The sequence below is a fragment of the Thermus caldilimi genome (genome assembly GCF_004684245.1).
Taxonomy (GTDB): Bacteria; Deinococcota; Deinococci; order Deinococcales; family Thermaceae; genus Thermus; species Thermus caldilimi.
Map to the genome: position 1 here is coordinate 1,074,639 of NZ_CP038452.1, position 23,537 is coordinate 1,098,175.

Sequence of the window (23,537 nt, forward strand, 5' to 3'; positions counted from 1 at the left end):
GGGTGTAGCATAAGGCCCATGGATGTGCTGGAAAAGGCCGTGGCGGGAGAAAGGCTTTCCGAGGCGGAGGTCATAGCCCTCTTTGACCTGCCCCTTCCCGAGCTGGCCGCCGCCGCCCATGAGGTCCGTTTGCAGAAGACCGACCCCGAGGTGGTCACCTTCTTGATAGACCGCAACATCAACTACACCAACGTCTGCACCGTGGCCTGCGCCTTCTGCGCTTTTTACCGCACCCGGCGGCAAGAAGACGCTTACACCCTCACCTACGAGGAAATCGCCAGGAAGGTGGAGGAACTCTACCAGGTGGGGGGAAGGCGCATCCTCATGCAAGGAGGCGTGAACCCCGACCTGCCCTTGGAGTGGTACCTGGACCTTCTGCGCTACCTGAAGGGCCGTTTCCCCGACCTGCGCATCGATGCCTTCAGCCCCGAGGAAATCCTGGGGCTAGAACGGCTTACCGGACTTAAGGCCGAGGAAATCCTGGAAAAGCTGATGGAAGCTGGCCTGGATGGGATGCCGGGGGCGGGGGCGGAGATTTTAGTGGACGAGGTGCGGCACAGGGCCGCCCCTGCCCGCATCCGGACCGCCGACTGGTACCGCATCGTGGACGCCGCCCAGGCCCTGGGGCTTTACACCCTGGCCAGCATGGTGATCGGCTTCGGGGAAGGCCCAAAGGAGCGCACCCTTCACCTCTTAGGCATCCGCACCCAGCAAGACAAGGCCCTGAAGCAGTACCGGAACGGCTTTGCCGCCTTCGCCCTCTGGACCCTGCAGGTGGAGCACACCCGCCTGAAGGGGAAAGCCCCAGGGGCCACGGCCCACGAGTACCTGAAAACCCTGAGCGTGGCCCGGCTCGCCCTGGACAACTTCGCCCACCTGCAGGCCTCCTGGCCCACCCTGGGGTTCAAGGTGGCCCAAGCGGCGCTTTACTACGGGGCAGACGACTTCGGTAGCACCATGCTGGAGGAGAACGTGGTCTCGGCGGCAGGGGGGCACGGGCGCACCCACGCCACGGTGCGCCAGATCGTGCGCCACATCGTGGACGCAGGGTTCAAGCCTGCGGAGCGGGACCCCCTCTACCGCATCCTGCGCTACCCGGACCCCGAGGCCATCCTGGCCGAGGAGGAGCCGGTGGAGCTCCCCCTGGCCTGACACCCTTTTCCGCCGAACCCCCTGCCTCACCGAGACGGAGGAGGTGGCCACCCTTCCCACGGACCCCCAGGGGGACGGGGTCCGCGTGGGGTGGCCTCAGGGGCGCTGCCCCTGGCGGTAAAGATCAAAGCCGGTGTAAAGGGCGGCCTGGTAGGGCTCGCCCTCCTGGGCGGCATCATAGCCGTTCCAGCCGTGGCGCACCCGGAGAAGCCGCAGGGTACCCGCCCAGTAAAGCTTGTCCCCGGAGCCATTGGCGTAGAGGAGGTACCGGCTGCAGGTGTCGCCCAGCACCGTATCTCCCCGGCTGAAGTGGCCGTTGTTGTCCTCGTCCCGGTAAGCCACCACCTGGTAGCTGCCCTCGGCGGCCACGGGGAGAAGCTCCATCCAGTAGCCCCGGAGGAGGCTCGGGTCCTTGATCTCCAGCGGGTTGGAGTAGTCCACCTGGCCCTCGGAGGTCAGGCCCACCAGGGCCAACCTCAGGCCCGAGGCCACCTCCTGCCAGTCCCCCTGAAACCCGCCCGTCACCTTAGGACCTCCAAAACCAGGGATAAGGCCACACGCAGCCAAGAACAGCAGCCCTGCCCCTACGGGGAAGATCCTCGTCAACCCCACGGTTCACCTCCGGAGGGGAGGCTACCCCCCGGAGGTTAACAGGCGGTAAACGATCCCCTCCCCAGGGCACCTCTCCCGGCGAAGCCAGGGCAGCGTCAGGCCGGCTCCTTCTGGAAGAGCCCCTGCCGGACCTCCTCCAGGATCGGCGCCAAGGGGCGGCCCGCCTCGAGGGCCCGCACCAAGGCGCTTCCCACCACCACCCCGTCGGCCACCGCCGCCTGGGCCGCGGTCTCCCGCCCCGAAACCCCGAAGCCCACGGCCACGGGCAAGGAGGTTTTGGTCTTGATCCGCCGCACCAGGTCCCGCACCTCCTCGGGCAGGCGCTCCCGCTCCCCGGTGACCCCGGTGACGGAAACCGCATAGATGAACCCGGTGGCGTAGCCCACCACGGTTTCCACCCGCCTATCCGTGGAGGTGGGGGCCAGGAGAAATACCGTTTCCAGGCCGATCTCCTGCGCCAGGCGCACCAGGGAGGGGTCCTCATCGGGAGGAAGGTCAGGCAGGATGAGGCCCGTGGCCCCCGCCTGCTTGAAAAGGCTAAAGAACCGCTCCGGCCCCCAGGCCAGCACGGGGTTCAGGTAGGTCATAAGGAAAAGGGGCTTTTCGGTGAGGGCCCGCACCTCCCGGAAGAGCTCCAGAACACCCTGAACGCTCATCCCCTTCCTCAAGGCCTCCTCGCTGGCCCGCTGGATCACCGGGCCGTCCCCCAGGGGGTCGGAGTAGGGCAGGCCGATCTCCAAAAGATCGGCGTAGGGCAGCACCTCCTTCACCGCCTGCAAGAACCCTTCCCGGCTGGGGAAGCCCGCGGTGAGGTAGGGGATTAAAGCAGCCCGGCCCTCGGCCCTGGCCCGGGCAAAGGCTTCCAGCGTGGTCATAGCTCCCCTCCCAGAAGGCGCATCGCCTCGGTCACATCCTTATCCCCCCGGCCCGAGAGGTTGATGACCACGATCTGGTCCTTCTCCATCTCGGGCACCACTTTGGCGGCGTGGGCGATGGCATGGGCGGACTCCAAGGCGGGGATGATCCCCTCGAGGCGCGCCAGGAGCTTGAAGCCCTCCAGGGCCTCCTCATCGGTGACCGCCGCATACTCGGCGATGCCCTGGTCGGCGTAGTAGCTGTGCTCCGGCCCCACCCCCGGGTAGTCCAGGCCCGCGGAAACGGAGTGGGCCGGGGTGATCTGGCCGTCGTGGTCGTAGAGGAGGTACATGTAGCTCCCGTGCAAGACCCCCCGCTTTCCCGCCCCGATGCTGGCGGCATGGCGCCCGGTGGAAAGCCCCTCCCCCGCCGCCTCCACCCCGATGAGCCTTGGGCGCTCCCCTTCCGGCAGGTAGGCGAAGGGGGCGAAGAGGCCGATGGCGTTGGAACCCCCGCCCACGGCGGCGATGAGGGCGTCGGGGTAGCGGCCGAAAAGCTCCAGGCTCTGGGCCTTCACCTCCTCGCCTATCACGCTCTGGAACTCCCGCACCATCATGGGGTAAGGGTGGGGGCCCACCACCGAGCCCAGGATGTAGAAGGTGGTGCGCACATTCGTAAGCCAGTCGCGGATGGCCTCGTTGGTGGCGTCCTTCAGGGTGCGGCTCCCCGCGGCCACGGGCCGGACCTCAGCCCCCAGGAGCTTCATGCGGAAGACGTTTAGGGCCTGCCGCCTCACGTCCTCCTCCCCCATGTACACCACGCATTCCAGGCCAAAGAGAGCGGCCACCGTGGCCACGGAAACCCCGTGCTGCCCAGCTCCGGTTTCGGCGATCACCCGCCTTTTGCCCATACGCCGGGCCAAAAGGGCCTGGCCCAGGGTGTTATTGATCTTGTGGGCCCCGGTGTGCAGGAGGTCCTCCCGCTTCAGGTACACCCGGGCCCCACCCCAGTACTCGGAAAGCCTCTTGGCGTGGTAAAGGGGAGTGGGCCGGCCAGCAAAGGTCTTGAGGTAGTACTCAAGCTCCGCCAAGAATGCCGGGTCCTTCTTGGCCTCCCGGTAGGCGGCCTCCACCTCCTCCAAGGCCGGGATCAAGGTTTCGGGAACGTACCTACCTCCGTAAGGACCGAAGCGTCCTCGAGGGTCGGGCAGGGGAAAGTCTGGCAACCTCAACATACTTGCTCCGAAAATGGGCGCCCTAGCGCCGCAAAGCCCATCCATCCTACACGCCGCAAGCCCTTAGAGCCAAGGTCAAGAGGGCCTGTAGCGCCCATGCCGCCACTTGTAGGCAAAGGGGGTGCGGACCCGCATGAGCTTAGGGTAGACCCCTTCGGGCCAAAGGGCAAGTAGACTCAAAGGCATGGGTCATGCGGAAGCGTACCTTGAGATTGCGGTTTTGGACAAGGGGTTCGTGCGCTTGGTGGAGGTGATGGGAAGCGATGCCTCCATCGTCCAGGCGGCCAGGGTTTCCTACGGCCCCGGCACCAAGACGGTGCGGGAGGACGCCGCCCTCATCGACTACCTCATGCGCCACCGCCACACCAGCCCCTTCGAGATGGTGGAGTTCAAGTTCCACGTGAAGGCTCCCATCTTCGTGGTGCGCCAGTGGTTCCGCCACCGCACCGCCAGCGTGAACGAGATCTCCGGTCGCTACTCCGTCCTTAAGGAGCAGTTTTACGAGCCACAAGCGTGGCGGAAACAAGCCCGGCGGAACAAGCAAGGCTCCGAGGGGGAGCTTTCCAATGAGGAAGCCTCCCTTCTCCTCAAAGACGTGGAGCGGGAAGCCTACCAGGCCTACCAAACCCTTCTGGAAAAGGGGATCGCCCGGGAGATGGCCCGCATGGTCCTGCCCCTAAACCTCTACACCGAGTTCTACTGGAAGCAGGACCTCCACAATCTTTTCCACTTCCTGGCCCTGCGCCTGGACCCCCATGCCCAGTGGGAGATAAGGCAGTACGCCAAGGCCATCGCCGAAATCGTCAAGGCCCATGTGCCCCTGGCCTGGCAAAGCTTTGAGGAGCATGTATTAAAGGGAGCCCATCTTTCCCGTACGGAGCTTAAGGCCCTCCAAGGGCTTCTCACCCCGGAGCTTTACGAAAAGGCCCTGAAAGAGCTTGGTTTATCGGGTTCCAGGCTCCAGGAGGCCCTGGGAAAGATCTTTAACCCAGGCCTTCCAGACTGACCCCACCCGGCCACCCGCCCTAGGAGGCCAGGGTTTCCAGACGCTTTCCCGTGCGTTCCTCTATGAGCCTGTACAGCTCCTCCTCCGTCAGGGTGGGCACCCCTAAGGCCTTGGCCTTCTCCAGCTTGCTCCCTGGGGCCTCCCCCACCACCAGGTAGCCCGTCTTGCGGCTCACGGAGTCCGTCACCTTGGCCCCAAGGCGCCTTAGGAGGGCCTTCACCTCCTCCCGCGGGCGGGAAAGCTCCCCGGTGATGACGAAGGTAAGGCCCTTTAAAGCCTCCTCCCCCCGTTCCTTGGCCTCCATCTCCACCCCAGCCTCCTTGAGGCGCCTTATCAGGTCCCGGAAGGCAGGGTCCTGCAGGGTTTCGTAAATCCCCCGGGCGGTGAGTTCCCCCACCTCCTCCACCTGGAGGAGTTCCTCCAGGGTGGCCTCGAGGAGGCGGTCCATGGTGCCGAAGTGGGCCGCCAGGTTGCGGGCCAGCACCTCCCCCACCCCCGGCAATCCCAGGGCATAGAGGAGCCGCTCCAGGCCCCGCCCCTTGCTCTCCTCAATCTGGCGCAGGAGGTTTTGCGCACTTTTCCTCCCCATGCGCTCGAGGCCCACCAGGTCCTCCTCCTTAAGCCGGTAAAGGTCAGCCACATCCTTCACCAAGCCCTTTTCCAGGAGCTTCTCAATGAGCTTCTCCCCGAGGCCCCCGATGTCCATGGCCTTACGGGAGGCGTAATGGCGGATGGCCTCAAAGCGCTTGGCCGGGCACAAGGGGTTGGGGCAGCGGTGCACCTTGCCCTCCTTAACCAGGCGGTGGCCGCACTCGGGACAGGTTTCCGGCCAGCGAATGGGCCTCTCCTCCCCGGTCCTCTTCTCCTTCAGGACCCTGAGGACCTCGGGGATCACCCCCCCCGCCTTGTGCACCAGGACCCAGTCCCCGATGCGCACATCCAACTCCTCGATGTAGCTTTCGTTGTGGAGAGTGACCCGGCTGACCTCACTTCCCTCTATGAAGACGGGCTCCAAAATACCCACCGGCGTCACCCTGCCCGTGCGTCCCACCTGGAAAACCACCTGCAGCAGGCGGGTTTCCTTCTCCTCCGCGGGGAACTTGTAGGCGATGGCAAAGCGCGGGGCTCGGGCGGTGTACCCCAGTTCCCGCCAGAGGGAAAGGTCATCCAGCTTCACCACCACCCCATCCGCCTCAAAGGGAAGGCTGCGCCGCTCCTTCAGCCAGTCCTGGTAGATCCTTTCCACCCCCTCTGCCCCTTTAGCCCGGGCGAAGCCGTGCTCCACGGGAAACCCCTTCTCCCTAAGCCAGCGAAGGAGGTCCAGCTGGGTCTTGAGCCCGCTCTCCTCCAGGCCAAGGCCCAGGGCGTAGAAGGTGGTCCTGAGGCCCCTCCTTGCGGTGATCCGGGGGTCCTTCTGCCTGAGGGAGCCGGCGGCGGCGTTTCTGGGGTTTTTGAAGATCTTCTCTCCTTTTTCCTCCAGCTCCTCGTTGAGGCGGAGGAAGGCCTCTATGGGCATGTACACCTCGCCCCGGACCTCGAGGCGCTCCGGTACCCCTTCAAGCCTTCGGGGAATGGTGGGGATGGTGAGGAGGTTTTGGGTGACCTCCTCCCCTGTTTCCCCGTCCCCCCGGGTGGCCCCCCAGACCAGGATCCCTTCCTCGTAGTAGAGGTTCACGGAAAGGCCATCCACCTTGTGCTCCACCGTGTAGGGGAAAGGCCCCTTCCTGCCCAGGGCCCGTTCAATCCGTTCCTCAAAGGCCCTGACCTCCTCCAAGGTGAAGGCGTTATCCAGGGAGTACATGCGGGTGGGATGGCGGATGGGGCGAAAAGTAGCCTCGAGGTAGCCTAAGGGCTGACCGAAGGGCTTAGCCCCCACCTGCTCCGTGGGGGAATCCGGGCTTTTGAGCTCGGGAAAGCGTTCCTCCAGCTCCTTAAGCTCCCTCAAAAGCCGGTCGTATTCGGCATCGGAGATCTCCGGGGCATCCAGGACGTAGTAACGGTAGTTGTGGTAGCGGATGAGGTCCCGGAGCTCGTTGATCCGTTTGCGAGCCTCCTCCAGGGTCATGCCTTGAGTTTACCGAACCGGGTATAATGCCCTACGGCGAAATGCCATAGGAGGTGGCAGATGAAACGTATGGTGGCCCTTTTGGCGGTATTGGCCCTAGGTTTAAGCCTGGCCCAGGTGCGTGTGGGGATCGCCTTTGATGCGGGCGGCAAGTTTGACCGCTCCTTCAACCAGTCCGCTTGGGAAGGAGCCCAGAAGGCAGCCAAGGACTTCGGGGTTAAGCTCTTCGACTTCGAGCCCGCCGACCCCTCCCAGGTGGGCCAGGGCATCCGCACCTTCGCCGAGGAGGGCTTTGACCTGGTGATCGGGGTGGGCTTCGCCAACGAACCCGCCATCACCGCCACCGCCAAGGAATTCCCCAAGGTGAACTTTGCGGTGATCGACGCCGTCCCCGGGGAAGGTAAGCTGCCCAACGCCGTGGGCCTGGTCTTCCGGGAGCACGAGGGAAGCTTCCTGGTGGGCTACATCGCCGGCAAGATGAGCCGCACCGGGGTGGTGGGCTTCATCGGCGGCATGGACATCCCCCTCATCCACAAGTTTGAGGCAGGCTTCCGGGCCGGGGCGGAGTACGCCTTCAAGGAGGACAAGATCCAGGGCAAGGTCCTGGTGGGCTACGTGGGCAACACCCCCGCTGCCTGGAACGACCCCGCCAAGGCCAAGGAAATCGCCGCCAGCCAGGTGCGCCAGGGAGCCGACATCATCTACGCCGCCGCCGGTGGTTCAGGCCTGGGACTCATCGACTACGTGAAGCAGGCCAAGTGCCTGAAAGAAGGCGGAGCCGTCCGCTTCGTGCGGAAGGCTGACCCCTACGCCAAGGTGCCCAAGTACGCCGACTACACCAAGACCTGCGGCACCGACGGCACCAAGGCCACGCCTCTCTTCTTCATCGGGGTGGACGCCAACCAGAACTACCTGGGGGACACCGACAACAATCCCGCCACCTTGAACCACGGCCTCACCTCCATGATGAAGCGGGTGGACGTGGCCACCTACGAGGTCATCAAGAGCGTGGTGCAGAAGGCCTTCAAGGGTGGGGTGCGGGAGTTCGGCCTGGCCAACAACGGGGTAGGCTACGCCTTGGACGAGTACAACAAGGCCCTGATCCCCGCTGCGGTGGTGAGCAAGCTGGAGGTTTTGAAGCAACAGGTCATCAAGGGCCAGCTCAAGGTGCCTGAAAAGCGCTAAAAAAGGGCTCTCTAGGCCGGGGAGTTCCCCCGGCCTTTTTGTATACTCCGGGCGTGGAGGCTAGCGGAACCATCGCAAAGGCCCTGGTGCTCAAGGACATCACCAAGCGCTTCCCCCTGGTCCTGGCCAACGACCACATCAGCCTGGACCTGAACTGGGGCGAGGTCTTGGCCCTGGTGGGGGAAAACGGGGCGGGGAAGTCCACCCTGATGAAGATCGTCTACGGCCTGCAGCCGCCGGACAAAGGGGAGATGTGGGTGGACGGCAAGCCCTACCGGCCCAAGAGCCCCCTGGACGCCATCGCCCACGGCATCGGCATGGTCCACCAGCACTTCATGCTGGTGGAGCCCTTCACCGTGCTGGAGAACCTGGTCCTGGGCCTCGAGCCGGGAAGCCCTCTATACCTCAATCTGGACGAGGCTAGGAAGCGGGCCACCGCCCTCATGGAGGAGCTGGGCTTCCAGGTACCCCTGGACGAGCGCATCGAGAACCTTCCCGTGGGCTTGCAGCAGCGGGTGGAGATCCTCAAAGCCCTCTACCGCCAGGCCACAATCCTCATCCTGGACGAACCCACCGCCGTTCTAACCCCCCAGGAGGCGGAGGAGCTTTTCCGCTTCCTCAGGGCCTATGTGGCCAAGGGAAACGCCGCCATCTTCATCAGCCACAAGCTGAAGGAGGTGCTTTCCGTATCCGACCGGGTCACGGTGATCCGGGACGGGAAGGTGGTGGGCACGGTAAAGACCGGGGAGACCTCCCTGGAGGAGCTGGCTCGGATGATGGTGGGAAGGGAGGTGGTCCTAAGGGTAGAAAAAGGGCCTGCCAAGCCGGGCGAGGTGGTGCTGGAGGTGGAGGGCCTCGAGGCCGCCCCCAGGCTCAAGGGGGTGAGCTTCCAGGTGCGCTCCGGGGAGATCGTGGGCATCGCCGGGGTGGAAGGGAACGGCCAGACCGAGCTGGTGGAGGCCCTGGCGGGCCTGCGCAAGTACCGGGGAACGGTGCGCTACCTGGGCCACCCTCTTCCCCACCTGGCTCTCAAAGTACGGGAGGCAGGCGTGAGCCACATCCCCGAGGACCGGCTTGCCCGGGGGCTGGTCCTGGACTTCTCCGTGCGGGAGAACGCCATCCTGGGGGACCAGCACCGGAGGCCCTTCCGGGGGTTCTTGGGGTTTTTAGATGGCGAAGCGGTGGAGACCCACGCCCGCCGCTTGGTGGAAGACTTTGACGTCCGCCCCCGCTCCACGGAACTTTCCGCACGGCGGTTCTCCGGGGGCAACCAGCAGAAGATCGTGGTGGGCCGGGAACTCCTAAGGGACCCCAGGCTCCTCATTGCCGCCCAGCCCACCCGGGGCGTGGACGTGGGGGCCATCGAGTTCATCCACCAGCGCCTGGTGGAGGCCCGGGACCGGGGCCTGGCGGTGCTCCTGGTCTCTGCCGACCTTTCCGAGGTGATCAGCCTCTCCGACCGCATCCTGGTCATGTACGAGGGGCGCATCGTGGGGGAACTCACCCCGGAAGAAGCCAAGGAAGAGCGCCTGGGCCTCCTGATGGCGGGCGTGCCCGCCTAGTCGCCGCGGAACTCCCCGGCCACCCCACCCAGGACCACCACTTCCCCGGTCTTCAGGGCGTAGCGCACCCGCTCCCCCCGCACCACACCCCTTTCGTCCCGGCTTTCCACCTTCCCATACAGGAAGGCGTACCCTTCCTTTTCCCTGAGAAGCGCCCGCTCAGCCTTGGTGGTGCGCCTGCCCTGGGTAAGCTCCACCCCTCCGAGAAGCCAGATCCGGTCCTCGTCCAGAAAATAGCGCAAGGAGCCCGCCTTGCCCGAAAGGGGCTTTTCCCCTTCCCGGCGCACTTCCAGAGGACCCTCCAATAGGGCCTCCCCGGTATCGTTTTGGTAACGGAGCCTCTGCCCCTCCACCCGCACCTGCCCCTGGGCCAGCGCCACCTTTCCGGGGGCCGGCCTTAGCTCCAGCCGGCCTTCTTCCTCCAGGTACCGGGCCTCTCCCCCGGAGAGGAAGAGCTCCTCCACCCCACCCCGCTCCACCACCGCCAGGGGCCCCCTGGCCTCCACCTCCTCCCCCAGGCGCACCTCCACCCCCTTGGGGTCAAAGAGGACGAGGCGGAGGTAGCGGTCCCCTTTCCCTTCTCCAGCCCTTCGCAAACGCATCAGGTAGGGATGCCCCTCCTGTTCCCAATCGGGGTTATAGGCCACCTCCACCCTTTCCCCCACCTTCAGCCCCTCCTCCACCGTGCTCCCCGCATCCCTGAAAAAAGCCTGATCTCCCACCTGGACCCTCTCGGGGGAAAGGGCCTGCAGCTCCCCCACCAAGAGGTCCCCGTAGTCCGCGTAGAAGAGGCTTCCCTCCTCCTCGCTCACCCAGGCCACCACTCGCTTGTCCTTGCGGACCAGCTCCACCTCGGGGCGGAAAACCTCCTGGGCTAGGGCCCAGAGAAGGACCGCTCCAACGGCACTTCCCAGGAGGCCGAGGCGGAGGCAACCCATACTTAGAACCTACTTCTCCCCTAGCTTTTTGAACTCCTCCACGGGCAAACGGAAAGGCTTTCCATAAACCCGCACCTGGCGGCGATTTACGTTATGCTGTAGGGTGCTCCCCGAAAGCCTGAAGCCCTCTTTTTTATTCTCGCTCACCGCCGGCCTGCCCAGCACCAAGGCCTCCCCGGTGGTGTCGTCGTAGTAAAGGCTCTCCCCGGTGGTCACCAGATCCCCATCCTGCAGGCGTACCCCTCCGGTGGCGATGAGCCTTTTGGACCCGGTGAGGCTCCGCACCTCCTTGGCCCGAATCACCAAATCCCCTTCCTTGCGCTTGCGGACGAGGACCACCTCCTTGGGGTCGGTGAAGACCGCCAGGCCCTTCTCCTCCTCGTAGTAGACCAAGGCGGCCCGCCCCTCTTGGTTGCCGCTCTTAAGGAGGGCATTTTCGCTGCTGGAGGTGTCCGTGTCCACCTGAAAGGTCATGCGGCTGGCCTCCACCTCCACCGGGTCCTCCCCGGGCTTGGGCTCCTGGCGCATGCGGGCCGGGCCCAGAAGCTCCCCCTCCCCGGTCTTCTCCCGGTAGACCAGAACCGGTCCCCTGGCCTCCACCCGGCCCCGGCGCACCACCACCCCGCCCTCAAAGCGGGCCTCCCGCTCCCCTTCCGCCTCCTGCATGGTCTTGCCCTTGGGTGCGGTGAGGGTGGCCTTGGGGGAGCGGATCTCCAGGTCCTTCACCCGGCCCCTCACCTCCCCCTCAAAGGTCCAGGGGCCGTAGCGCAGGTCCCCCGAAAGGCGCCCCCCCTCCACCTGGATGATCCGGACGTTGGCAGCCGCTAAGGCCAAACCCAAAAGGGACAACCAAACCCACCTTCTCATGAGCTACCTCCTTCCACGGTACAAGGACCAAAGGTGCCACCCGCGGGCAACTCAAACCGCGGGCTTTCCGCTTCTATGCGCTCCATGCCGAAATCCGAGCGAAAGCCCTGGGCCTCTCCCCTCAGGTTAGGGGCCTCGATCCGCACCCAGGGGGCAAAAAACCCCTCCTTCTGCCGGATAAGGACCTCTCCCCTGCCCGGGGCGGAAAGCTGAAGGCGGAAGCATCCCTTCAGGATCTCCACCCGGGCGAAAGGAGCCCGCAGGTTATCCCCTGGCTCCACCGCCACCTCGGGGGCGAAAAGGCGCAGGTCCAGCCGGTCCTCCACATAGCGTTCCCCCTTAAGCTCCCCCTGGATGCGGAAAACCCCCCCCTCCTCCACCATCTCCTGGGCGGCGAACCGCCACTCCACCCCCTCCTCCTCGGGGAAAAGGTAGAACTCCACCCCCTTAAGGCGCACGCCTTCCGTGGGCAAGGGCTTGGGCTGGGGCCGGAGGAACCAAAAAACCACACTGAGAACGACAAGAAGGAGAAGGAGGAGCCGCACCACCTTCCCACCTTACCCAAGGCCCCTTGAGAAAGATGACAAGACCCGCAAGCCCTTTCAGCCTAAGACATCCCGCGGGTTCCCCCGCACCCGCAGGTTCACCCAGGTCTTGCGCAGGCGCAGGAGGAGCTTCAAAGGGCGGTAGAGGGGGGAAAGGGGCAGGGTGTAGGCGGGAAACCGGACGCGCCTACCCCCAAACCCCTCCTTGAAGCGCCATATCCCCTCCGCGTGGCTACCCTCCGGGGTCCTGGGCACGCCCCAGAGGTCGTAGATGCGGTAGCCGCGTCCGATCCCATGGCGGATGGCCGCCAGGTGCATGCCCATGGGCGCCTTGGCCTCGGGGTGGCTGCGGCTGCTTCCCCCATAGAGGTAGTCCACCTTACCGGCGAAGGCCACGAAAAGCCCCGCCGCCAAGGCTTCCCCCTCCTTACGGGCCAAGGACAAAAAGGCCTCCCCGTAGGGCTGGTTCATCTCCCTAAGCACCGCCTGGTAGTACTCCCTTGCGTGTTGCAGGAGCTTGGCCCGGCGGTTGGTTTCCTCAAAGAGGTGGAAGAACTCGGGAAAGGCCTCCTCCCCCTCCACGCTGAGCTCCGTGCGCTTGAGGGCTAGGCGGGCGTTGCGGCGGTGCATCTCCTTCATCCCCCTGAGGAGGGCTTCTTCCCCTTGGGTGAGGTCCAGCCATAGGGAATAGGCGGGCTGGACGGATTCCTCGAGGAGGAGGCCAGGAAAGGTGGGGGGAGGTTCCTCCGCCGGCAACCCCGCCTCGGGCTCGAGGACCAGGTGGGTGCCCCGGACCCCCTGGGCCAGGGCCTTGGCCACCAGGGGCAGGTCCTCGAGGCGGGCCAGGGCAGGTCCCCTAGGGACATAGGCCAGGCGGAGACCCCCAGGCAGGGGGCGCAGCAGCACCTGGGCCGCCCCCAGAAGCCCTTCCTTTCCGTAGACCGCAAGCCGCCTGGGCACCCAGCCGGAAAGCCGCTTCACCTCCCCCCAGCCCCAGGACTGCAAGGCGCTGGTGATGGGGAGGCTGGAAACCATCAGGTTCCAGGCCTCAGGATCGGTGATCTCTAAAAGTTCGGCCACCCCCTAAGCGTACAGGGCCTGGGCCAGCTCTTCCAGGAGGCCGTTCCCCTCCAGGGGTAGCCGCTTCTCCTCCAGATAGGCCTCCAGGTGGGAAGCCAGGCGGGGGTCCTGCACCCGGGCCGCCCGCTCCCTTAAGGACACCAGGGGCCAGCCAAAGGCCAGGTGGCCGAGGAGGTCATAGAGGTCGTATTCACCGGGAAGAAGGCGCCGCAAAAGGGCCTCGGTCCAGCCCTTGGCCAAAAGGTTTTTGAGAAGGGCACGGCGGCTTGCCGTCTTTCGCCAAAGGAGCTTGAAGCGGGCCTCTTCGGGCAAGGCGTGCCGCAAGCGGCTACCCACCTCCTCGAGGCTATTTACCCGCTCCCCGCCGGGCAGCACATACCCTTCCCGAGCGAGAAGGTTTTCCACCACCTCCTTGAGCCGGCGGCCGGAAACGGGCTTCTCCAGGAAGAGATCCGCCCCCAGGGCCCGGCCCAGCCCCTCCAGCTCCTTGCCACCCCCGGTGAACAGGATCACCGGCACCTTGGCCAGGCGGCGCACCGCCCGGATGCGCCCCAGGAGGGTGAGGCCATCCATGTCCGGCATCATGATGTCCAAAAGGATCAGATCCGGGGTTTCCCGGCGCAGGTACTCCAGAGCGGCCTTGGCGGAATCCGCCAGCACCACCTGGTGGCCGGCCCCGGAAAGAAGGAGCTCCAACAGGTGCCGGATGCGGGGGTCATCGTCCACCACAAGCAGCCGCGCCACAGGGGCCATGCTAAGGGAAGCGCCTTTCCCCTGTCTACGGGAAGCGGTAGGATGGAGAGCATGAGGATCGCCTTCCAGGGAACGGAAGGAGCCTATAGCGAGGAGGCCCTGCTCAGGAGCTTTCCCGGCTCCACCCCCATAGGCTTTCCCACCTTCCACCAGGTCTTCGAGGCGGTAGAAGCCGGGGAGGCGCAGCTCGGGGTGGTGCCCGTGGAGAACACCACCGCAGGGAGCATCAACCAGACCTACGACTTGCTTCTGGAAAGCGACCTCCACGTGGTGGGGGAGATCATCCACCGGGTGGAGCACTGCCTCCTCGCTCCCGAGGGCACCGAGCTCAAAGACCTCAAGGCGGTCAAAAGCCATCCCCAGGCCCTGGCCCAGTGTGACGGCTTCCTAGCCCGCATGCGCCTTACTCCTATCCCGGTTTTTGATACGGCGGGGGCAGCCCGGTCCCTGTCGGAGGACCCCGAGCCCAGGGTGGGGGCCATCGCCAGCCGGCGGGCCGCGGAGCTTTACGGCCTAAAGGTGCTGGCGGAAAACATTGAGGATTACCCCCACAACTACACCCGGTTCTTCGTCATCGGGCGGGAGGAAGCCCCTAAGGGGGAAGGTCCCCACAAGACCAGCATCGTCTTCGCCGTGCGCCACCGGCCCGGAGGGCTTCTGGAGGCTCTTTCCGTGTTCGCCGAGGCCGGGGTGAACCTCACCAAGCTGGAGTCCCGGCCCAGGCGCGATAAGCCCTTCAGCTACCTCTTTTACCTGGACCTCGAGGGCCACCTGGAAGACCCTGGGCCCGCCCAAGCCCTTCTGGGCCTGCTCCGGCGGGCGGCCTTCCTCAAGGTTCTGGGCTCCTATCCCGCCTACCGCAACGGCGCCTAACCGGGGCGTACGTCCACCACCCGCTCCCCGGCGGCCCGAAGCCGGTCAGGGACACCCTCCACATCCTCCCCCACCACCCTCAGGACCAGGCGCTGGTACCCGTTCAAATGGGCAGCAGTGGCGATGGAAACGATGTTGGCCGGGGGAACCGCCCGGGCCATCTGGGCCAGAGCCCCGGGGACATCGGGGATGTCCACGGTGATGCGCAAGCCCCCCATTTTAAGCCCCAATACCTCAATAAAGGCCCTCAGGACATCGGTCACGGTGATGATGCCCACCAGTTTCTCCCCGTCCATCACCGGAAGGCCGCCGATCTTCTTCTCCTCCATCAAAAGAGCTGCCCTCTCCAGGGGGGCGTCGGCCTCCACGGTGATCACCGGCTTGGCCATGACCTCCTGCACCGTGAGCTTGGAGAGGAGGTAGTTCATCTCCCACACGGAGAGGGTGGTGGCCTTGGAGGGCATGGCGTCCTTGAGGTCCTTGTCGGTGACCAGGCCGATGAGCTTCCCGTCCTTCACCACCGGCAAGCGCCGGAAACCCTTGTTCTTCAAAAGATTGATGGCTTCCAGCACCGGGGTATCCGGGGCCACGGTGAGGGGGTCCTTGGTCATCCAGTCCCTGACCAGCATGGCTTCACCTCCGGCTTTTAGTCTACCCCGAGACCTAAAGAAAAATGTCCCCACCCGAGGTTGGGTGGGGAAGGGAGGGCCGCCTTAGCGCAGGTTGACCCCGATCACCGTGCGCCCAAAGCGGCCCGGGCCGCCGAAGGGATAGAAGTACTCCCCATCCAGGAAGATCCCCGTGCGGGCATCCAGGAGGAACTCCACTCCCAGGGACAGGTTAAGCCCCACGTCGCCGGAGCCGGCAAAGTACCCAGCAAGCCCCCCACCAAAGTAGGGGCGTACGCCCCTGAGGTCCCGGTCCAGCTGGCCCAGGTCGGGCTTGAAGAGCACCTCGCCCGCTGCCAGGAAGCTGGGCCCACCGGGGAAGAGGTCCACGAAGCCCCGGAAGGCCAGGTTGCGCTCCAAGGGCGCCTCGAGGCCCAATCCCAGCCCCGCCGGGGGCAGGGAGAGGCGGAAGGACACCGCCCGCTGGGCCAAAGCTCCCGTGCCTAAGGCTAATAGTGCCAAAACCCAGAACGCCTTGCGCATAATCCACCTCCGCCATGCATGGTACCCCCACCGGGGGCAAAGGGGAAGAGAGGCTTCTCTCACATCTCCTTCACCCTACGGCCTTAGGCTCTAGGCTATGAAGCGCTTCTCCCTTGCGGCCCTCCTCCTGGCCTTCGGCGCCCTCCTCACCCCCATGCTGGCCCAAAACAGGAGTGTGGCCACTCGGATAGGGTTCGTGGACGCTGATGCCTTGGTGCAGGCTCACCCCGACTACAAGAAGGTGCAGGATCTCCAGGCCCAGGCCCGTAAGGAGCTGGCCCCCCTGGAGGAAAAGCTCAAGCCCCTGGACCAAAAGGTCCGCTCGGGACAGGCCACGGCCAAGGAACGCCAGGACTACGAAGCTCTCCTCAAGACCTACCAGGACACCCTGAAGAAATGGCAGGACCGGCAGAATCCGGTGCTCAAACCCATCCTGGAGGAGGTGGACCAGGCCATCGCCAAGGTGGCCAAGGCCCAGGGCTTCGCCGTGGTCATGAGCCGCCAGGTGGCGGCCCAGTCGGGGCTGGTGGTCTACGCCGACGAGGACACCGACCTCACCCAGGCGGTGATTAGAGAGTTAAAGAAGTAGCCCTCCAACCTCAGGCCCGGGGGAAGTATGCCCCGGGCTTCCCTTTTCCCCTCCACGCCACCAGGTTATAATCCTTCCGATGGCGAAGCGGAAACCGGCTAGGCTCAGCCGAAACCGCGACCTCGAGGCCCTGGGTACAGTGGCCTTGGGGGCGGGGGTCTTCTTCGCCGCTCCCCTTCTACCCTTGCCCACAGGGGCCTTCGGGTCCTTCCTCCGGGAAACCTTCTACCAGGCGCTGGGCCTACCCGCCTACCTCTTTCCACCAAGCCTTTTCCTCCTGGGGACCTTCCTCTTCCGGAATAAACCCCTAAAGCCTCTTCTTCGCCACCTTCTTTTCCTTTACCTCCTGGCCTTCGCCCTCCTTCCCCTTCTGGGACCCCTTTCCGGCCGGATGGGCGAGGAAGTGCGCTCCTTCCTGGAAGCCAAGGTAGGGGCCTTGGGCTTCCTCCTTCCCCCCATCCTGGCCTCCTTGGTCCTGGACCTCTGGCGGCGAAAACCTCCTTTTCACCTCCTTCTCACCGGCCTGCACCTGGGGGTGGAGGGCGTGCGCCGGATCCGCCACCGCCTGAAAGCCCTTCTTCTCAGGCAAAGGATCGGCCTCCTCGCCCGCCTTTACCCGGAACACACCGCCCTAAAGGCCCTGGCGCAGAACCTCTCCTCTGCGGAACTCCCGGGGGTGGAAAAGGCTTTAAGGGAGTTCCTGAAGGAACGGGCCGCCGAGCTGAAGCGGCAGATGGAAGAGGACCAAAGGCCCCTGGAACCCCGGCTCCAAGCCCTTCTCCAAGCCTTGAAAACCCCTGTGCCCGGGGGAGGTCCCTTGCGGGATGCCCTGGAGGAACGGCGGGCAGCCCTTCTCCTCGAGGCCCAGGCCCTTTTATCCCGCTTGAAAGCCCTTCTCACCTTTTCCGCGCCCAAGCCCAGCGTGGGAGGCCTGGTCCAGGGCCTAAGGCTTCGGGAAGAGCGCAAGGCCCGTTGGGAGGAGCTTTCCGGTTTGGTCCAGGACCTCGAGGGGCGCTACGAGGAACTTTCATCTTGGCTATCCTTCCTCTCCCGTCATCCCGAGGCCCAGGCCGAGGGGCTGAGGGCCCTGCTCACGGGGAACCCCCCGCCCGTGATTTCTCCCCCACCCCCTGCCCCTGAGCCGGAACCCTTTGACCTGGACCTGGTCTTCCCCGAACCTTCCCCAGCCCAGGTCCAGCCGGACCTCCCTTCACCGCCCCGCTCCCGTCCCCAGAGCACGGCCCTGGCCCTCCCCACCCTGGACCTCCTGGACCCCCCGGAGCCCAAGGGAACCGCCCGGGGCCTGGAGGAGGAGGCGGAAAGGCTGAAGCGCACCATCGCCGACACCCTCAAGCACTTCGGGGTGCAGGCGGAGGTGGTGGGCCATGCCCGCGGCCCCTCCGTGATCCGCTACGAGCTTCTGCCTGCCCCCGGGGAGAAGATCAGCCGCATCCAGAGCCTGCAAAACGACCTGGCCCGGGCCCTGGCGGTGGGGGCGGTGCGCATCGAGGCCCCCATCCCTGGGAAGAACACCGTGGGCCTCGAGGTGCCAAACCCCAAAAGGGAGCTGGTGCGCTTTTCCGAGGCGGTCCTCTCCCCCGCCTTCCAAAACGCCAAGGCCCTTCTGCCCTTAGTCCTCGGCAAGAGCATCGAGGGGGAGATCTGGGTGAGGGATCTCGCCAAAATGCCCCACCTCCTCATCGCCGGCTCCACGGGAAGCGGCAAGAGCGTGGCCATCAACGTCCTTATCGCAAGCCTCCTCTTTAAGCACCTCCCCACCTCCTTGCGCTTCCTCCTCATCGATCCCAAGATGGTGGAGCTCACCCCCTACGAGGGCATCCCCCACCTGGTGCGCCCCGTGGTCACCAGCCCCGAGGAAGCCGCCGGGGTCCTGCAAGGAGCGGTAGCCCACATGGAACGGCGCTACCGGCTCCTAAGCGGGGTGGGGGCCAGGAACCTGGAACAGTACAACACCAAGATGGAACGGGAGGGCGGGGAAACCCTTCCCTACCTGATCATCGTGGTGGACGAGCTGGCCGACCTGATGATGACCGCTCCCAAGGAGGTGGAAACCGCCATTTTGCGCCTGGCCCAGATGGCCCGGGCCACGGGCATGCACTTAATCCTCGCCACCCAGCGGCCCAGTGTGGACATCCTCACCTCCCTCATCAAGGTAAACATCCCCGCCCGCCTGGCCTTTGCCGTGTCCAGCGGCTTCGATTCCCGCACCATCCTGGACACCCAGGGAGCGGAAAAGCTCATCGGCCAGGGGGATGCCCTCTTCTACCAGCCCGGGCTCACCAAGCCCGTGCGCCTCCAGGTACCCTACCTATCCGAGGAGGAAGTGCAACGCCTGGCTGGCTTCCTCAGGGGCCAGAGCTACGAGGACCGCTTCGCCGAGGCCTACGGCCAGGACTTTGAGCCCCCCAAGGGGCCGGAAGGCGCGGGCCCCGGCGAGGTGGACTTCTCGGATCCCCTTCTCAAGAAGGCGGCGGAGATCGTGGTGGAGGAGGGTTACGGCTCCGTAAGCCGCCTGCAGCGCCGCCTTTCCATCGGCCACGCCCGGGCCGGAAAGCTGATGGATGCCCTCGAGGCCATGGGCATCGTGGGCCCCTCCAAGGGTTCCAAGCCCCGGGAGGTTCTCGTTAGCAAAGAGCAGCTCAAGGATTTCTTCGGGTAAAGGTGTGCTATCATAGCCCCTTGTGGAAACGGTGCCGGGCGGGCGCTGGGTGGCGGAAATCTACGGCTGCGACCTGGATGTCTTGGAAAACCCCAAGATGGTGGAGGCCGCCCTCCTGGATGCGGTGATGCGCTTGGGGGCACCCAGGGGCTCGGCCCAGTCGGTGGTGTACAAGTTTCATCCCCAGGGGCTCTCGGCGGCGGTGGTGAGCCCGGTGGCGGCGGTGATGATCCACACCTGGCCCGAGGACAACGCCTCCGCCACCCTGGACCTCTACTTCTACCGGGATGGAGTGGACCCCGAGGAGGTCCTGAAGGGGCTCTCCCGGGCCTTCGGGGCCAAGGAGGAATCGGCCTTCCGCTACTGGCGGGGAACGGAACACGCCATCAAGCGCCGGGCCTTTGGTGGTCAGCAAGGAGGTTGAAGCTATGGACTACGGCATGTACTTTTTTGAGCACATCACCCCTTACGAAACCATGGTGCGGCGCATGGAAAGGGTGATCGCCTCCGGCCGCACCCGGTACCAGGACTACTTTCTCTTTGAAACCGAGGGCTTCGGCAAGGTGCTGGTCCTGGACAAGGACGTGCAGAGCACCGAAAGGGACGAGTACGTCTACCACGAAACCCTGGTCCACCCCGCCATGCTCTCCCACCCCGAGCCCAGGACCGTGCTCATCGTGGGAGGCGGGGAAGGGGCCACCCTGAGGGAGGTGCTCAAGCACCCCACCGTGGAACGGGCGGTGATGGTGGACATCGACGGGGAACTGGTGGAGGTGGCCAAGCGCCACATGCCCGAATGGCACCAGGGAGCCTTCGAGGATCCCCGAACGGTCCTGATCATCGACGACGCCCGGGCTTACCTGGAGCGCACCCAGGACACGTACGATGTCATCATCATCGACCTCACGGACCCCGTGGGGGAGGACAACCCCGCACGGCTTCTCTACACGGTGGAGTTTTACCGTCTGGTGAAGGCCCACTTGAACCCCGGAGGGGTCATGGGGATGCAGGCGGGGATGATCATGCTCACCCACCACCGCGTGCATCCCGTGGTGCACCGCACGGTGCGGGAAGTGTTCCGCCACGTGCGGAGCTACAAGAACCACATCCCGGGCTTCTTCCTCAACTTCGGCTTCCTCCTGGCCTCGGATGCCTTTGACCCTGCGGCCTTCTCCGAAGGGGTTATCGAAGCCCGCATCCGGGAGCGGCAGCTGGCTTTAAGGCACCTCTCCGCCCCCTACCTCGAGGCCATGTTCGTCCTGCCCAAGGACATCCAGGAGGCAGTGGAAACGGAAACCATGGTATCCACCGATGCGAACCCCTTCTACCTCACCCCGGAGGGCGAGGCCCGTCAGTCCCCCTACCGGGGCTAAGGGGGCCTCTCTCAGGGTTTCTCACTGGGAGCGTGGTAGAGTAAACCCATGCAGCGGGCTATAGTTCTCGTAGTGGTGGCCCTGGCCCTTCTCGGCTTGGGCTGGATCCTTTGGGGTCCCAAGGGGAAAGCCGGGCTGGACCCCGCCCAAGGTGCCCGCTTCGCCCTGGGCGACCCCAATGCCCCCGTGGTGGTGGTGGACTTTTCCAACTACCTCTGCCCCCACTGCCAGAACCACGCTTTAAACGTCCTCCCCCGACTTAAAGCCGAGTACATCGACACCGGTAAGGTGCGTTACCTCTTCCGCGACTTCCCCTTCCCTGGCCAGGCCAACGTGATCCGGGCCAGCGAGGCCGCTGCCTGTGCCGCCGACCAAGGGCGCTACTACGAGTACCACGAGGTCCTCTTCCGGGCTGCCCCTAATTGGGGAAACCTGCAGGGGAGCGTGCTGGACCGCTACTTGGTGGATCTGGCGAGGCAGATGGGGCTGGACGAGAACACCTTTAGCCAGTGCCTTTCCTCCAATAAGCACCGCGAGGGGGTCCTGGCCGACCAGAAGCTGGCCTCGGACCTAGGCCTCACGGGTACCCCCACCTTCTTCATCGCAGGGGAAAAGCGCACGGGCTTCCTGCCCTACGAGGAGTGGAAGACCCTCTTGGACAAGGCCCTGGCAGAAAAGAAGTGAACCTTTCGGTGTAGGGGCAAGGGAGGGTACACCCCCTTTGTCCCATGTTGGTCTGTTACCCTGGAAGCCATGGAAGCCCTCTGGGTGGCCGCTGCCTTTACTCTGGGCCTCTTAGCCAGCCGCCTGGGGCTTCCTCCCTTGGTGGGCTATCTGGGGGCAGGCTTCGCCCTGCACAGCTTGGGCCTAAGGGAGACGGAATTCCTGCATCATGCCGCCGAGATCGGGGTCCTGCTCCTCCTCTTCAGCGTGGGGCTAAAGCTTCGCGCGCAGGACCTGCTGGAACCCCGGGTCCTGGGGGTGGGAAGCCTTCACCTCTTCCTCTTTAGCCTCTTGGCCGCCCTTTGGCTGAAACACCTTCCCCTGGCCTTGGCCCTGGCCTTCTCCAGCACGGTGCTGGTGGCCAAGGTCCTGGAGGACAAGAAGGAACTCACCACCTATCATGGCCGCCTGAGCATCGGCATCCTGGTCCTCCAGGATCTGGTGGCGGTGGGCCTCCTCACCCTTTACGGGGGTAAGGAGGTGAGCCCGTGGGCGGTCCTGCTCCTCCTTTACCCCCTGGTTCGCCACGGGGTGGCCTGGCTTCTGGAAAGGAGCGGCCACGATGAGCTCCTCGTCCTCTTCGGCCTCGGGCTGGCCCTTCTGGGAGGGGAAACCTTCCGCCAGGTGGGCCTTTCCCCCGAGCTGGGAGCCCTTCTCATGGGCAGCCTGCTCTCGGGCCACGCCAAGGGTACGGAGATGGCCCGTGCCCTTTGGAGCCTCAAAGAGGCCTTCTTGGTGGCCTTCTTCCTGGACCTCGGCCTAAAGGAGGGGTTTCGGAGCGTGGATATAGGGCTCGTGGCCAGCCTGCTCCTCCTCTCCTTGCTTAAGGCCCCTCTCTTCTTCGCCCTCTTCCTACTCCTTGGCCTCCGGGCCCGGACGGGCTTCGTGGCCGGGCTCTACCTGGCCAACTACTCAGAGTTTGCCCTCATCGTGGGGGTGGTCTTGGAACGGGCCGGCTACCTGCCCCTTAACCTCAGCACCCTGGCCGTGGTCGTGGCCCTCTCCATGGCCCTCTCCGCCCCCTTCGCCCGGTACAGCCACGGCCTTTACAAGCGCCTCGAGCCCTGGCTTTTGCGTCTGGAGCGCAAAGGAGGGCATCCGGACCAGGAACCCGAGCGCCTGGACGGGGCCACGGTGCTCATCATGGGGATGGGGCGCACGGGGGGAGCCGTCTACCGGGTGCTGGAGGGAGGGGGGGAGCAACCCGTTGGCCTGGATGCGGATCCGGAGAAGGTGGAGCGCCACCGGGCCAAGGGCAGGCGGGTGCTCTACGGGGATGCGGAGGACCCCGAGCTCTGGGAGCGCTTGGACCTCACAGGGCTTAAGGCGGTGGTCCTGGCCCTGCCGGACCTCGAGGCCAAGCTCCTGGCCGCCCGTTGGCTGAAGGAGCGGGGCTTTAAGGGGATCCTGGCCGCCACCAGCTTCCACCTGGAGGAAGACCCCGTTCTGGAGGCTGCCGGCGTCACCCTCCTCTTCCACCCCTTCCGCGAAGCCGGGGAACGGCTGGCGGAGAAGGTACTGGAAAGGCTGGCTATAATGGGTGAGGTGAGCCATGGCCGGTCATAGCAAGTGGGCACAGATCAAGCGCAAAAAGGCCGCCAACGACCTCAAGCGCGGCAAGATCATCTCCAAACACCTGCGGGCCATCCAGGCGGCAGCCCGCGCCGGGGGAAGCCCCCTCCCCGAGGTTAACGTCCAGCTCCGTAACGCCATCGAGGCCGCCCGGGCCGACGACGTTCCCATGGAGAACATCGAGCGCCTCCTGCAGAAACTGCAAGGGGGCGGGGAAGGCGCCGAGCAGTACGAGGAGATCGTCTACGAGGGTTACGCCCCGGGCGGGGTGGCCCTTCTGGTCTACGCCCTCACGGAGAACCGCAACCGCACCGCCGGAGAGGTGCGCCACGTCTTCAACAAGCACGGGGGCTCCTTAGGGGCCAGCGGCAGCGTGGCCTGGCAGTTTGAGCGCAAAGGCGTGATCGTCTGCCAGAACTCCGAAGCGGCCCAGGAGGCAGCCATAGAGCTTGGAGCCCTGGACCTCGAGGAGGAAGGGGAAAGCCTCACCATCTACACCGACCCCGCCGAGGCCTACCGCATGGCTGAGGAGCTTAAAAGGCGGGGCATTCCCGTGGAGGCGGTGGAGGTGGTGCAGCATCCTCAGAATACCGTGGCCCTGCCTCCTGAGGAGGCCGCCAAGGTGATGCGCCTGGTGGAGGCTTTGGAGGACCTGGACGACGTGCAGCACGTCTACACCAACCTGGACCCTACGAGCCTCCAGGTGGAGGCCTAACCGAATT

At 65.2% G+C, this 23,537-nt stretch carries 23 protein-coding genes; 12 read left to right on the forward strand and 11 right to left on the reverse strand.

Features of this window, described 5'->3' with window-relative positions:
* The first annotated feature begins 18 nt into the window (after nucleotides 1-18).
* Complete coding sequence (gene mqnC / locus EBI04_RS05450) at nucleotides 19-1,152, forward strand: cyclic dehypoxanthinyl futalosine synthase (RefSeq protein WP_167481891.1); 1,134 nt, start codon at nucleotides 19-21, stop codon at nucleotides 1,150-1,152.
* A gap of 96 nt (nucleotides 1,153-1,248) precedes the next feature.
* Here the strand turns inward: mqnC and EBI04_RS05455 are convergent, their stop codons facing one another.
* The 3 genes from EBI04_RS05455 to trpB form a co-directional block, all read right to left on the reverse strand.
* Complete coding sequence (locus tag EBI04_RS05455; protein ID WP_240695390.1) at nucleotides 1,249-1,677, reverse strand: hypothetical protein; 429 nt, start codon at nucleotides 1,675-1,677, stop codon at nucleotides 1,249-1,251.
* A gap of 182 nt (nucleotides 1,678-1,859) precedes the next feature.
* Nucleotides 1,860-2,639, reverse strand: coding sequence for a tryptophan synthase subunit alpha (trpA, locus tag EBI04_RS05460; RefSeq protein ID WP_135256617.1), 780 nt, complete (start codon nucleotides 2,637-2,639; stop codon nucleotides 1,860-1,862).
* Complete coding sequence (trpB, locus tag EBI04_RS05465) at nucleotides 2,636-3,853, reverse strand: tryptophan synthase subunit beta (RefSeq protein WP_135256619.1); 1,218 nt, start codon at nucleotides 3,851-3,853, stop codon at nucleotides 2,636-2,638. The genes trpA and trpB overlap by 4 nt, the downstream gene beginning before the upstream one ends.
* 184 nt (nucleotides 3,854-4,037) lie before the next feature.
* Between trpB and thyX the strand changes: the two genes are divergently transcribed.
* Nucleotides 4,038-4,859 carry an FAD-dependent thymidylate synthase gene (gene thyX / locus EBI04_RS05470; protein ID WP_135256621.1) on the forward strand — a complete coding sequence of 274 codons (822 nt, stop codon included), beginning with the start codon at nucleotides 4,038-4,040 and terminating at the stop codon, nucleotides 4,857-4,859.
* A 19-nt stretch (nucleotides 4,860-4,878) separates the two neighbouring features.
* Here thyX and ligA read toward each other — a convergent pair whose 3' ends face one another.
* Nucleotides 4,879-6,924 (reverse strand): NAD-dependent DNA ligase LigA, encoded by a 2,046-nt coding sequence (gene ligA, locus EBI04_RS05475; RefSeq protein WP_135256623.1) that lies wholly within the window; start codon nucleotides 6,922-6,924, stop codon nucleotides 4,879-4,881.
* A 60-nt stretch (nucleotides 6,925-6,984) separates the two neighbouring features.
* Between ligA and EBI04_RS05480 the strand changes: the two genes are divergently transcribed.
* Entirely contained in the window at nucleotides 6,985-8,109 is a 1,125-nt protein-coding gene (locus tag EBI04_RS05480; protein ID WP_135256625.1) for a BMP family lipoprotein, read from the forward strand.
* Between the two features lie 71 nt (nucleotides 8,110-8,180).
* On the forward strand, nucleotides 8,181-9,671 hold the full coding sequence (locus EBI04_RS05485) for an ABC transporter ATP-binding protein (RefSeq protein WP_135257885.1): 1,491 nt from the start codon (nucleotides 8,181-8,183) through the stop codon (nucleotides 9,669-9,671).
* Here the strand turns inward: EBI04_RS05485 and lptC are convergent.
* Genes lptC through EBI04_RS05510 form a run of 5 tightly spaced genes read right to left on the reverse strand, consistent with a single transcriptional unit; the run spans nucleotide 9,668 to nucleotide 13,854 of the window.
* The gene (gene lptC, locus EBI04_RS05490; RefSeq protein ID WP_135256626.1) at nucleotides 9,668-10,609 is read right to left on the reverse strand and encodes an LPS export ABC transporter periplasmic protein LptC; all 942 of its coding nucleotides are present in this window, start codon (nucleotides 10,607-10,609) and stop codon (nucleotides 9,668-9,670) included. The two genes, EBI04_RS05485 and lptC, sit on opposite strands and share 4 nt — an antisense overlap.
* Before the next feature lie 9 nt (nucleotides 10,610-10,618).
* Nucleotides 10,619-11,476: an LptA/OstA family protein gene (locus EBI04_RS05495; protein ID WP_135256627.1), complete on the reverse strand. Its 858-nt coding sequence runs from the start codon at nucleotides 11,474-11,476 to the stop codon at nucleotides 10,619-10,621.
* Entirely contained in the window at nucleotides 11,473-12,024 is a 552-nt protein-coding gene (locus tag EBI04_RS05500; RefSeq protein WP_206202077.1) for a hypothetical protein, read from the reverse strand. Before EBI04_RS05500 ends, EBI04_RS05495 begins: the two co-directional genes overlap by 4 nt.
* 54 nt (nucleotides 12,025-12,078) lie before the next feature.
* On the reverse strand, nucleotides 12,079-13,101 hold the full coding sequence (locus EBI04_RS05505; RefSeq protein WP_135256628.1) for a lipid II:glycine glycyltransferase FemX: 1,023 nt from the start codon (nucleotides 13,099-13,101) through the stop codon (nucleotides 12,079-12,081).
* Nucleotides 13,102-13,104: 3 nt separating this feature from the next.
* Nucleotides 13,105-13,854: a response regulator gene (locus EBI04_RS05510; RefSeq protein ID WP_135256629.1), complete on the reverse strand. Its 750-nt coding sequence runs from the start codon at nucleotides 13,852-13,854 to the stop codon at nucleotides 13,105-13,107.
* Between the two features lie 51 nt (nucleotides 13,855-13,905).
* On the opposite strand from EBI04_RS05510, the gene pheA reads away from it, so the two are divergent.
* Nucleotides 13,906-14,727, forward strand: a complete 822-nt coding sequence (pheA, locus tag EBI04_RS05515) for a prephenate dehydratase (RefSeq protein WP_167481892.1) — start codon at nucleotides 13,906-13,908, stop codon at nucleotides 14,725-14,727.
* On the opposite strand, the gene EBI04_RS05520 is transcribed toward pheA, so the two are convergent.
* Nucleotides 14,724-15,356, reverse strand: a complete 633-nt coding sequence (locus tag EBI04_RS05520) for a CBS and ACT domain-containing protein (protein WP_135256631.1) — start codon at nucleotides 15,354-15,356, stop codon at nucleotides 14,724-14,726. The genes pheA and EBI04_RS05520 overlap by 4 nt on opposite strands.
* Nucleotides 15,357-15,440: 84 nt before the next feature.
* Nucleotides 15,441-15,878, reverse strand: a complete 438-nt coding sequence (locus tag EBI04_RS05525; protein WP_135256632.1) for a hypothetical protein — start codon at nucleotides 15,876-15,878, stop codon at nucleotides 15,441-15,443.
* A 97-nt stretch (nucleotides 15,879-15,975) separates the two neighbouring features.
* Here EBI04_RS05525 and EBI04_RS05530 point away from each other — a divergent pair, with 97 nt between their 5' ends.
* The 7 genes from EBI04_RS05530 to EBI04_RS05560 all read left to right on the forward strand — a co-directional run bounded on the left by EBI04_RS05530 (nucleotide 15,976) and on the right by EBI04_RS05560 (nucleotide 23,530).
* Entirely contained in the window at nucleotides 15,976-16,467 is a 492-nt protein-coding gene (locus tag EBI04_RS05530; RefSeq protein ID WP_135256633.1) for an OmpH family outer membrane protein, read from the forward strand.
* A gap of 79 nt (nucleotides 16,468-16,546) precedes the next feature.
* Nucleotides 16,547-19,147, forward strand: a complete 2,601-nt coding sequence (locus tag EBI04_RS05535; RefSeq protein WP_135256634.1) for an FtsK/SpoIIIE family DNA translocase — start codon at nucleotides 16,547-16,549, stop codon at nucleotides 19,145-19,147.
* A 22-nt stretch (nucleotides 19,148-19,169) separates the two neighbouring features.
* Nucleotides 19,170-19,571, forward strand: a complete 402-nt coding sequence (speD, locus tag EBI04_RS05540; protein WP_038030290.1) for an S-adenosylmethionine decarboxylase — start codon at nucleotides 19,170-19,172, stop codon at nucleotides 19,569-19,571.
* Between the two features lie 4 nt (nucleotides 19,572-19,575).
* On the forward strand, nucleotides 19,576-20,520 hold the full coding sequence (speE, locus tag EBI04_RS05545) for a polyamine aminopropyltransferase (protein WP_135256635.1): 945 nt from the start codon (nucleotides 19,576-19,578) through the stop codon (nucleotides 20,518-20,520).
* A gap of 48 nt (nucleotides 20,521-20,568) precedes the next feature.
* Nucleotides 20,569-21,204 (forward strand): DsbA family protein, encoded by a 636-nt coding sequence (locus EBI04_RS05550; RefSeq protein ID WP_135256636.1) that lies wholly within the window; start codon nucleotides 20,569-20,571, stop codon nucleotides 21,202-21,204.
* A 69-nt stretch (nucleotides 21,205-21,273) separates the two neighbouring features.
* Nucleotides 21,274-22,809, forward strand: coding sequence for a cation:proton antiporter domain-containing protein (locus EBI04_RS05555; protein WP_135256637.1), 1,536 nt, complete (start codon nucleotides 21,274-21,276; stop codon nucleotides 22,807-22,809).
* Nucleotides 22,796-23,530, forward strand: a complete 735-nt coding sequence (locus tag EBI04_RS05560; RefSeq protein WP_135256638.1) for a YebC/PmpR family DNA-binding transcriptional regulator — start codon at nucleotides 22,796-22,798, stop codon at nucleotides 23,528-23,530. Before EBI04_RS05555 ends, EBI04_RS05560 begins: the two co-directional genes overlap by 14 nt.
* Nucleotides 23,531-23,537: the final 7 nt, after the last annotated feature.